The following is a 9508-nucleotide window of genomic DNA, read 5'->3' on the forward strand; positions in this document are numbered from 1 at the left end:
CGTCAAATAGTCGATGGTGCGGTCTTCGCCGCGATAGAGCGCAACTGCCTTGAAGAAAGTGTCCGGAGCCTTGAGGCCGTCCGAGACCGCCTCGACAATCTGCTGGCGCACCGCCACCTGAGCACGGTTCTTCAAATAGTCCTCGGGTCGCATGCCAATCTGCTGCAGCATATATTCGAACGTTCTGCGATCGAACTGGCCGCCCGGGCCTTTGAAGGCCGGGTCTTCGCGTGTCAGCTCGGCCAGCCGGTCCTTGGAAAGTCCGAGGCCCAGCTTGCGGGCCTGTTCATCGAGAACGGCACCCGAGACGAGCTGCGCCAGCACCTGGTTGTCGACACCGAGCGCCTTTGCCTGTTCGTGGCTGAGACGTTGGCCGAACTGCTGCGACATGACGGCGAGCTGGCGATCATAGGCGAGACGGTATTCGTTGATCGACACTTTGGTGCCGCCAGCGGTTATCACCGAATCATGGCCGGCCAAACCGCCCATCAGCCGTCCGGAAACGCCCCAGACCAAAAAGCTGAGCACCAGCAGCACCAACAGCCCCTTCGCGACCCAGGTGCCTGCCGCGCTTCTCAATATACCAAGCATTTTTACTTCCGATTTATGCGCATTTTCGCATGCGCCGAGTCTGAAACAAGCGCAATAGCGCCCTTCCGGCCCACTGTCGATTGCTTTGTGGCCTGATTTTGGTAGTGAGGGCCAGAGCCCCGATATCATCCGGAGAAGCAAACCCATGACGCCAGGAATTCGCCCGCTCGTCGCCGGCAACTGGAAAATGAACGGCACCAGCGCCTCCCTCAACGAGCTCAGGATGATCGGCAACGGCTTCATTAGTGGGCTTGACGCGGAGACCGAAGCGCTGGTTTGCGTTCCCGCAACCCTGCTTGCCCACGCCGCCGAGATCCTGTCGCGCACGCCGGTGCATGCCGGCGGCGAAGATTGCCACACCAAGGAGAGCGGAGCCTACACCGGCTGCATCTCGGCGGAAATGCTCAGGGATGCCGGTGCGAGCCATGTCATCGTCGGCCATTCCGAATGCCGCGAGCAACGCGGCGAGGATGACGCCACTGTCCAGGCCAAGGCATCCGCCGCATGGCGTGCCGGGCTTGTTGCCATCATTTGCGTCGGCGAAACGCATGAGCAGCGTGAAGCGGGCGCCACGCTGGACGTGCTGTCGCGGCAGGTCGAGGGCTCGGTCCCGCCAAGCGCCACCCCGTCCAACACCATCATTGCCTATGAGCCGGTATGGGCGATCGGCACCGGCCTGACGCCGACGGCGGCCGACGTCGCTGCGGCACACGCACATATCCGCGAAAAGCTGTCGGAAAAGCTCGGCGGCGTCGCGGCGAAGGTGCGCATTCTCTATGGCGGCTCGGTCAAGCCCTCCAACGCGGTCGAACTGCTCGGCGTCAGGAATGTCGACGGCGCGCTGGTTGGCGGCGCCAGCCTGAAAGCGGCGGACTTTCTCGGCATCGCCGAGGCCTATCGCAATATTGCTTGAAGACATTTTCCCCGCCGGACAGGGCTTCCGGTGCACGAAATCGTTGCAAAGGACGGGTTGCTTCCCATATTCCGGCCACGGGCTTGGAAATGCCGTCAAAGCATTGTATTGAGCCGCCTCCAATTCACCGGTCGTGTCCGCGGCCGGGCAAGGCCTTGCCAGGATAAACTATGGAAACCGTACTGATCGTCATCCATCTCATGGTCGTGCTCGCCCTTGTCGGCGTGGTGCTGCTGCAGCGTTCCGAAGGCGGTGGCCTCGGCATCGGTGGCGGGTCCGGCTTCATGACCGCGCGTGGTGCGGCCAATGCGCTGACGCGTGCGACGGCGATCCTGGCGGCTGCCTTCTTCGCCACCTCCTTGACCCTGTCGATCGTCGCCCGCTACGGCGAAAAGCCGATCGATATCCTGGACCGCGTGCCGGCGACCTCGGACGGCGCCGGCAAAGGCGTGCTCAACCAGTTGCCTGGAACCACAACTCCGGCGCCCGCGGGCACCACCACGCCGACGCCGCCTTCCGGCAACGATGCTTCGGCTCCTGCGACTGCCCCGGCCACTGCGCCTGCCGCCGGCTCGACGCCGCCGGCGACCAACGGCACGGCTCCCGCCGCACCGGCGACCCCGCAGGTTCCAAACCAGTAGTCCTCGGTGCCTGAACGGCGATCTGTGGTCGTTTGAACACAGTCGCGGCAAATGCAGCGAGATCACGAAGATTCGACGGGGTGAGGCATGGCCCCACGCTTGAGGCGGCCGCGCTTATTCGACTATAGATTGCACGCGGCATTTCCGGCGCCCTTGGGGGGCGCTGGGCGACGCCGTGGCAACAAGCATAGAACGATCGGATCTTCGCCATGCAGCTTCGCAGCTTCATTTTCCTGGGACTTTGCGCCGCACTCGGCTTGAGTTCCCCCGCTTTCGCAGGCGTTCCGGCCAATATGGCCGCACAGCCTTCGGCTGAAACAACTTCTGCCATCAACATCGCCGTCAAGAGTGATGCGTCGCAACTGAAGCTTCTCAAGAAGAAGAAAAACCCGACGCCCGACGACCTCGCCCAGATCAAGAAGATCGAGGCCAAGATCGTTGCCGACAAGGAAGCCGCCAAAGCCAAGGCGCTCGAAGCCAGGAAGCTGGCAATGCGCGAGGCGGCAAAGGCCAAGGCCGACGCGGAACGGCAGGCGTTCCTTGCCAAGAAGGGCAAGAGCGCGCCGGCAACCGAGGTGGCCGATGCCAAGCCGGCCAGGAAGCAGGCTGCCAAGATCATCGAGCCTATCGAACCGATAGCGCCGATCCAGTCGGCCGAGCCGCTTCCGGCGGAGGCCATGAACGTCGCCCTGACCGGCAACAATGGCGAACTGCGCAGCGAAGTCATCGGCCAGAAGAAGCCGAGCGGCGGCGGCCTGTTCGCCGGCCTTTTCGGCGGGACGTCGTCCGGCTCCTCGATAAGCTATCTTCCCGAGACGCGGGCTCTCGATCAGGCTCTCGCCAAGAGGGAGGCCAAGAAGCAGTTCAAGGTGAAGCCGGAATTCGTGCCGCAGGACGTGGAATTCACTGGTTACGATGCCGGCACCATCGTCATCGACACCAGCGCGCGGCGCCTTTACCTCGTCGAATCATCTTCCACCGCGCGGCGCTACGCCATTGCGGTCGGTCGCGAGGGCCTGCAGTTCAAGGGCACGGTCGCGGTCGGCGACAAGCAGGAATGGCCGCGCTGGATCCCGACGCTGGACATGCAGAAGCGCGAGCCGAAGCATTACGGCCAGTATAAGGACGGCATGCCTGGCGGTGGCCAGAATCCGCTCGGCGCCCGCGCCATCTATCTCTATGACGGCAAGAAGGACACGCATCTGCGCATCCACGGCACCATCGCGCCGCAGTCGATCGGAACCAGCGCCTCTAATGGCTGCTTCCGCATGATCAACGAGCACGTCATGGACCTCTACAGCCGCGTCAGGGTTGGCACCAAGGTCGTCATCATCTGACGTTTTCGTCATCCTGCCGAAAGGGCCGGCTCAGCCGGCCCTTTTGTTTTGCCCTGTTCACGATCCGAGCGCCTTCTTGGGAAAAAACCTTCGCGGTGGTTTTTTCTCTGGCGGAATCAATCCGGCCGCGTTAAGCGATGACTCCCATGGCGCGATATGTATTCATCACAGGCGGCGTGGTTTCCTCACTTGGAAAAGGCATTGCCGCAGCGGCCCTTGGGGCTCTCCTGCAGGCGCGAGGCTATCGCGCACGCATCAAAAAACTCGATCCCTATCTCAATGTCGATCCGGGGACGATGTCGCCGTACCAGCATGGCGAGGTTTTCGTCACCGACGATGGTGCGGAAACCGATCTTGATCTTGGCCATTACGAGCGCTTCACAGGCCGCTCCGCCAACCAGCAGGACAACATCACCACCGGCCGCATCTACAAGAACATCATCGAGCGCGAGCGGCGCGGCGACTATCTCGGCGCCACCGTGCAGGTCATCCCCCACGTCACCGACGAGATCAAGAATTTCGTCCTCAACGGCAATGACGACTATGATTTCGTGCTGTGCGAGATCGGCGGCACGGTCGGCGACATCGAGGCGATGCCGTTCCTGGAGGCTATACGCCAGCTCGGCAACGACTTGCCGCGCAACAATGCCGTCTACGTGCATCTGACGCTGATGCCCTATATCCCGACGGCCGGTGAGCTGAAGACCAAGCCGACTCAGCATTCGGTCAAGGAACTGCGCGGCATCGGCATCGCGCCCGACATCCTGCTGGTCCGCGCCGACCGCGCTATCCCCAAGGAAGAGCGCAGAAAACTGTCGCTGTTCTGCAATGTGCGCGAAAGTGCCGTGATCCAGGCGCTCGACGTGCCGCATATCTACGACGTGCCGATGGCCTATCACAAGGAAGGGCTCGATTCGGAAGTCCTGGCCGCCTTCGGCATCGATCCGGCGCCGAAGCCGCGCATGGAGCCGTGGCAGGCGGTGTCCAACCGCATCCACAATCCGGAAGGCGAGGTGACCATCGCCGTTGTCGGCAAATATACCGGCCTCAAGGACGCCTACAAATCGCTGATCGAGGCGCTGTCGCATGGCGGCCTGGCCAATCACGTCAAGGTCAAGCTCGACTGGATCGAATCGGAGATCTTCGAAAAGGAGGATCCGACGCCGTGGCTGGAAAAGGTGCATGGCATCCTGGTTCCCGGCGGCTTTGGGGAGCGCGGCTCGGAAGGCAAAATCCTGGCGGCGAAGTTCGCGCGTGAGCGAAAAGTGCCGTATTTCGGCATCTGCTTCGGCATGCAGATGGCCTGCATCGAGGCGGCGCGGTCGCTGGCCGGCGTCGAGCATGCGTCTTCGACCGAGTTTGGTCCGACCGAGGAGCCGGTCGTCGGCCTGATGACCGAATGGCTGAAAGGCAACATGCTGGAGAAGCGCCGCGAAACCGGCGACCTCGGCGGCACGATGCGGCTCGGCGCCTATCAGGCCGAGCTCGCCAAGGGTTCCAAGATCGCCGAAATCTATGGCGACACGCAGATTTCCGAGCGCCATCGCCACCGCTACGAGGTCAATGTCGACTACAAGGAGCGGCTTGAGGATTGCGGCCTGGTGTTTGCCGGCATGTCGCCCGACGGCGTGCTGCCGGAAACAGTCGAGTATCCCGACCATCCCTGGTTCATCGGCGTGCAGTATCACCCGGAACTGAAAAGCCGGCCGCTCGACCCGCATCCGCTGTTCGCCAGTTTCATCGAGGCGGCGGTGGAGCAGAGCCGGCTGGTGTAGCCGGTCGGCCATGCAGACCTATGTCGCGCTGCTTTACAGCATCATTCTGGGCGAGGGCCGCCGGGTCGTCATGGCCGACCTCAAGGCCATGGCGGAAGATCTCGGGCTGAAGAACCCGCGCACCCTGGTGGCGACCGGAAATCTGGTCTTCGAGGCGCCGGCAACTGATATTGCCGACCTTGAACAGCGGCTGGAGGCAGCCTTCGAAAAAACCTTCGGCCGCCATGTCGACATCATCGTGCGTGGTGCCGAGGACTGGCTGAAGCTTGCCGCCGGCAATCCGTTCCCGGCCGATTCGGCCAAAGCAGGCGATCAGGTGGCTGTACGGGTGATGCGCAAGCCTGCGCCCGTGGAGGCCGTGACGGGGCTCCAGGCCTATGCCGGCGTGGATGAAAAAGTGACTTCGGTCGGCGGCGACATCTGGGTCGTCTTTTCGCGCGAGAGGCCAAGCTCGCGGCTGCTTGCGGCGATGAATCACAAGCGCATGGGCACGGGCACGTCGCGCAACTGGAACACGGTGCGCAGATTGGCCGAGATGCTCGGGTAGGTTTTGGGGCGGCTCTCGCCGCCCCAAAATTCACCTTGTCAGGCCTTCGCGGTCCTGGCGCCGGCGCCCAAAGCGGCGGTGCGCAGCACGTAGTAGATGATGCCGGCGATCGCCACGCCGAAGAACCAGCCATAGACACCCCACCAGGACGGCAGCCAGTTGGTGAAGTTGGGCAGGATCGACGAGAAGATGGCGCCGATGCCCGCGGCGATGAAGGCGTTGACGTGCCAGCCGCCCTGGAAGCGGAATTCGCCATCTTCGCGATAAAGCGCCTCGACGTCGACCTCACCCTTCCGGATCAGGTAGTAGTCGACCATCATCACCCCGAAGATCGGCCCCATCGTCGCGCCGATGATGTTGACGAAGGAAGCCGCACTGCCTTCCCATGGCGCGAAGGGATAGAGCAGCAGGGCGATCACGGCCGCGATATAGCCGCCCTTCTTGAAGTCGATCTGCCTGGGAAAGACATTGGAGAAGTCGAAGGCCGGCGAGACGAAGTTCGCCACGACGTTGATGCCAAGCGTTGCTACCGCAAAGGTCAGGGCTGCGAGCGCCGCCAGGAACCAGCTGTCGAATTTCGCCGAGATCTGGTCGGGATGCAGCAGCACCTCGCCATAGACGTCAAAGGCGGCAATGGTGGTGACGCCGGCCACCAGAGAAAACAGGATCAGGTTGATCGGCAGGCCCCAGATGTTGCCCTTGCGCAGCGATGCCTTGTCAGGCGCGTAACGGGCGAAATCGCAGAAATTGAGATAGAGCGCCGAGAAATAGGTGACCCAGATCGCGGCCACCGCAAACAGCGAGGTCCAGGAGCCAGGCGTGCCGGGCACGCCCGCATCCTTCGTCTTGTCCAGCAGCACGTCCATGGGGATGTCGCTGGTGAAGGCAAATCTCCCGGATTTGACACAGAGATAGATCGCCAGGATCAGCATCATCACCCACACCGCGGGGCCGGCCCAATCCTGGAAGCGGCGGACCGTTTCCATGCCGTTCTGGATGATCAGCAATTGCAGCCCCCAGATGACCACGAAGCAGATCACCTCCAGGCCGGTATGACCGAGGAAGTGCGTGCTGGCGTTGAAATCGGCGAACCATTGCGTGCGGATCAGCAGCGCCACGATCGCGCCCGAGGCGGCGGCAGTCTGCGCGCCGTACCAGAAGCAGGCGACGACGGCGCGCACCAGCGCCGGTATGTTGGCGCCCCAGATGCCGAAAGAGGCGCGGGCAAGCACGGGGTAGGGCACGCCCGTCTTCACGCCGGCATAGCCGACCATGTTCATCAGCGCGTAGATGATCAGCGAGCCGATGCCTATGGCGATGATGAAATTGACGAAGCCGCCGCAGAACAGGAACAGACTGGCGGCAAGATAGTAGCCCCAAAGGCTGTGGACGTCCGACGTCCAGACGTTGAAGATCGAGAATGGTCCCCAGTTTCGAACTTTGGCCGGAGCCAGATCCTCGTTGTACAGATCAGGTGAAGCACCCTGTATCGTCATGGCAATGTTCCCCTTTTGCAGCACGCGCCCTCACGCGTTGGCCGCGTGCAGGTTAAGCCTGCCGCAGGGGAACCGACAAGCAACCTATTTGCCGGCTTTGGCCTTAAAGATATTCAATGAGAACTGCGATTATCGATGCACGGCGATGGTGGGTCATCGCTGAACCACGGATGAGTCGAGGTTCGACGCGGGGATTCCAATCTGAAGCGGTGGCTCCCGACATCTTCGGTTGGGGGCATCTAAGCGATTGCCATCACCTGCTTGTGGTCCGCGACCTCGGCGAGCAGCCAATCCTGAAACAGACCGGTGCCTGGCTTGTTGCCGATGCTGCGACGCTGATGCAGGTAAATGCCGGCCGGATAGGTGTGGCGGGCACGGAACGGCGCGACCAGCTTGCCTTGCTGCAGAAAATCTTGCGCCATCATCGTGTCCGCAAGCGCTATTCCGGCGCCATTGATCGCTTCGCGCATGATCAGGGTGCAATCATCCAATGTTGTGCTGGATTTTGGCGTCGTTTCCAGAACGCCTTCCTGCTCCAGCCAACGCTTCCATCTCATGGTTTCGCATTCATGGATCAGATGATGATTGACCAGATCGGCCGGCGATCGCAGCGGCACAGGCCCCTCCAGAAGCGAAGGCGCACAGACCGGCGTCAAAAGCAGCGGGATCAGCAGCGTCAGAGCCGGGCCGGCCTTGTAGACGAACTCGTCGACAATGGCCAAATCGAAGTTGGCGCGCTTGCCTGAAGTGGAGATCTCCAGATCCACCGACGGATGCAACCGGCGAAAGTTCGGCAACCGGTCCGCCAGCCAAAGGTTCAGAACGGTGGGCACGCACAAGACCCGGACACGTTGGATCTTGCCGTGGCGCGACCCCTCGGAGAGGCTGACGTCATCGGTGGCGCGCCAGATCGCTTCGAATGCCTCCGAGAGGCTGCGCGCATAGTAGGAGCCCCTTATGGTTGGCGTTATCTGGCGAAAACCGCGTTCGAACAGGTCTTGGCCAAGATTTCGTTCAAGCGCGCGGATGTGCCGGCTGACAGCCGAGGGTGTCAGATGCAGTTCTTCCGCCGCGTCCTTGACGCTGCCGAGGCGAGCGGCGGCCTCGAAAGCGCGCATGCCATTGAGTGAGGGAAGGGCCATTGGCCGATCATGAATTGTGAGTTGAGTTTTTGTCAATCGACATGGGCGGAATTCGCGTTTGATCGCCTGCCCTGTTAGGGGATACCCAGACGACAAGAGCAATTAAGTCGTCTCAAGAAAGCGACTATTTGGGGACCGGCATTATACCACGAACGGCGGAGACCGGCTTGACCAGTCTCCACCGGAGTGAGCGAAGCGTTGCTCGCTACCCGGCTGGTATTGCCGCAATTGAAGAGAGCGCCAGCCTATGCCTCAATCGCCAGCGCCGGTTTTCGAGACCGCGGACGAGATTTCCGCCGCCTCCGTCGTCGTGATCTTGCAAACTGCCCAAACAGGCTTCGGCCCGCGGGCGTCCACCCTGGATGCCGAGATGGGCGGGATTCTCTCGCGCGCCTGCTCCGACCCGGCCGCCTTGGCCGAATCCGGCACCTGCATCGATCTTATTGCCCCGCAGTCCGTATCGACCAAGCGCGTGGTCGTCCTGGCCCTGGGCAAAGCTGAAGCCGTAACCACCCTGTCACTGGCGCGCGCCGGCGGTCTGCTTGCCGCGCATCTCGAGGGCAAGGGGGAATGCGCGCCCACCCTGGTCCTGGACCCGATCGCCGGCGTTGACCTGCCCGGCGCCGAAATCCTGGCGCGTGTCGCGCTTGGCATGCGGCTGCGCCGCTATCGTTTCGATATGCGCAACCGGCGGCAAGGGGCGGGAGCGGATAGAACCTTGCGGGTGAAACTGGTAGGGGCTCGCGGCCCGGATCTGACAGCGGCGCTGGCGCGGATCAATGCCATCGCCGACGGCGTCGAATATGCACGCACCCTGGTCAACCTGCCGCCGAACCACCTCCATCCCGACAATTTCCACGATCATCTTGAGCCCCTGCGTGAAGCCGGCATCGACATCGAAATGCTTGATGCCGCGCAACTGAAGGAGCTCGGCATGAACGCGCTTCTTGCTGTCGGATCGGGCTCGGCGCGCCCGCCGCGGGTCGCTGTCCTGCGCTACCGGGGCAAGGGTGCTCCCGCCCAACCACTCGCTTTCGTCGGCAAGGGCGTCTGCTTCGATTCGGGC

General features: G+C 62.4%; 9 protein-coding genes. 6 read left to right on the plus strand and 3 right to left on the minus strand.

Features of this window, described 5'->3' with window-relative positions:
* Window positions 1-591 (minus strand): SurA N-terminal domain-containing protein (locus EN991_RS11420; protein ID WP_206519190.1); only part of this gene is annotated, 591 nt, incomplete at its 3' end.
* A gap of 145 nt (window positions 592-736) precedes the next feature.
* Between EN991_RS11420 and tpiA the strand changes: the two genes are divergently transcribed.
* The 5 genes from tpiA to EN991_RS11445 all read left to right on the plus strand — a co-directional run bounded on the left by tpiA (window position 737) and on the right by EN991_RS11445 (window position 5804).
* Complete coding sequence (gene tpiA / locus EN991_RS11425) at window positions 737-1504, plus strand: triose-phosphate isomerase (protein ID WP_127368770.1); 768 nt, start codon at window positions 737-739, stop codon at window positions 1502-1504.
* A gap of 170 nt (window positions 1505-1674) precedes the next feature.
* Entirely contained in the window at window positions 1675-2145 is a 471-nt protein-coding gene (gene secG, locus EN991_RS11430) for a preprotein translocase subunit SecG (RefSeq protein WP_013531735.1), read from the plus strand.
* 209 nt (window positions 2146-2354) lie between these two features.
* Entirely contained in the window at window positions 2355-3482 is a 1128-nt protein-coding gene (locus EN991_RS11435; protein ID WP_063172119.1) for a L,D-transpeptidase, read from the plus strand.
* A 137-nt stretch (window positions 3483-3619) separates the two neighbouring features.
* The gene (locus EN991_RS11440) at window positions 3620-5257 is read left to right on the plus strand and encodes a CTP synthase (RefSeq protein WP_013531733.1); all 1638 of its coding nucleotides are present in this window, start codon (window positions 3620-3622) and stop codon (window positions 5255-5257) included.
* Window positions 5258-5267: 10 nt separating this feature from the next.
* Window positions 5268-5804 carry a DUF1697 domain-containing protein gene (locus tag EN991_RS11445; protein WP_127368771.1) on the plus strand — a complete coding sequence of 179 codons (537 nt, stop codon included), beginning with the start codon at window positions 5268-5270 and terminating at the stop codon, window positions 5802-5804.
* A gap of 38 nt (window positions 5805-5842) precedes the next feature.
* Here EN991_RS11445 and EN991_RS11450 read toward each other — a convergent pair whose 3' ends face one another.
* Together EN991_RS11450 and EN991_RS11455 are read right to left on the minus strand one after the other, a co-directional pair.
* On the minus strand, window positions 5843-7300 hold the full coding sequence (locus EN991_RS11450) for an NCS1 family nucleobase:cation symporter-1 (RefSeq protein WP_024503329.1): 1458 nt from the start codon (window positions 7298-7300) through the stop codon (window positions 5843-5845).
* Window positions 7301-7539: 239 nt separating this feature from the next.
* Window positions 7540-8442: a LysR substrate-binding domain-containing protein gene (locus EN991_RS11455; RefSeq protein WP_024503328.1), complete on the minus strand. Its 903-nt coding sequence runs from the start codon at window positions 8440-8442 to the stop codon at window positions 7540-7542.
* A gap of 247 nt (window positions 8443-8689) precedes the next feature.
* On the opposite strand from EN991_RS11455, the gene EN991_RS11460 reads away from it, so the two are divergent.
* Window positions 8690-9508, plus strand: an 819-nt coding sequence (locus EN991_RS11460; protein ID WP_281058795.1) for a M17 family peptidase N-terminal domain-containing protein, incomplete at its 3' end; no start/stop codon positions are given.

It is taken from the genome of Mesorhizobium sp. M7A.F.Ca.US.005.03.2.1, assembly GCF_003997795.1.
In the GTDB taxonomy this organism is placed as follows: Bacteria; Pseudomonadota; Alphaproteobacteria; order Rhizobiales; family Rhizobiaceae; genus Mesorhizobium; species Mesorhizobium ciceri.

Excerpts from the sequence above, each read along its gene's own strand:
- EN991_RS11450 (WP_024503329.1), bottom strand. The coding sequence starts at position 7,300 with ATGACGATACAGGGTGCTTCACCTGATCTGTACAACGAGGATCTGGCT.
- EN991_RS11455 (WP_024503328.1), bottom strand. The coding sequence starts at position 8,442 with ATGGCCCTTCCCTCACTCAATGGCATGCGCGCTTTCGAGGCCGCCGCT.
- secG (WP_013531735.1), top strand. The coding sequence starts at position 1,675 with ATGGAAACCGTACTGATCGTCATCCATCTCATGGTCGTGCTCGCCCTT.
- EN991_RS11440 (WP_013531733.1), top strand. The coding sequence starts at position 3,620 with ATGACTCCCATGGCGCGATATGTATTCATCACAGGCGGCGTGGTTTCC.
- EN991_RS11435 (WP_063172119.1), top strand. The coding sequence starts at position 2,355 with ATGCAGCTTCGCAGCTTCATTTTCCTGGGACTTTGCGCCGCACTCGGC.
- EN991_RS11445 (WP_127368771.1), top strand. The coding sequence starts at position 5,268 with ATGCAGACCTATGTCGCGCTGCTTTACAGCATCATTCTGGGCGAGGGC.
- tpiA (WP_127368770.1), top strand. The coding sequence starts at position 737 with ATGACGCCAGGAATTCGCCCGCTCGTCGCCGGCAACTGGAAAATGAAC.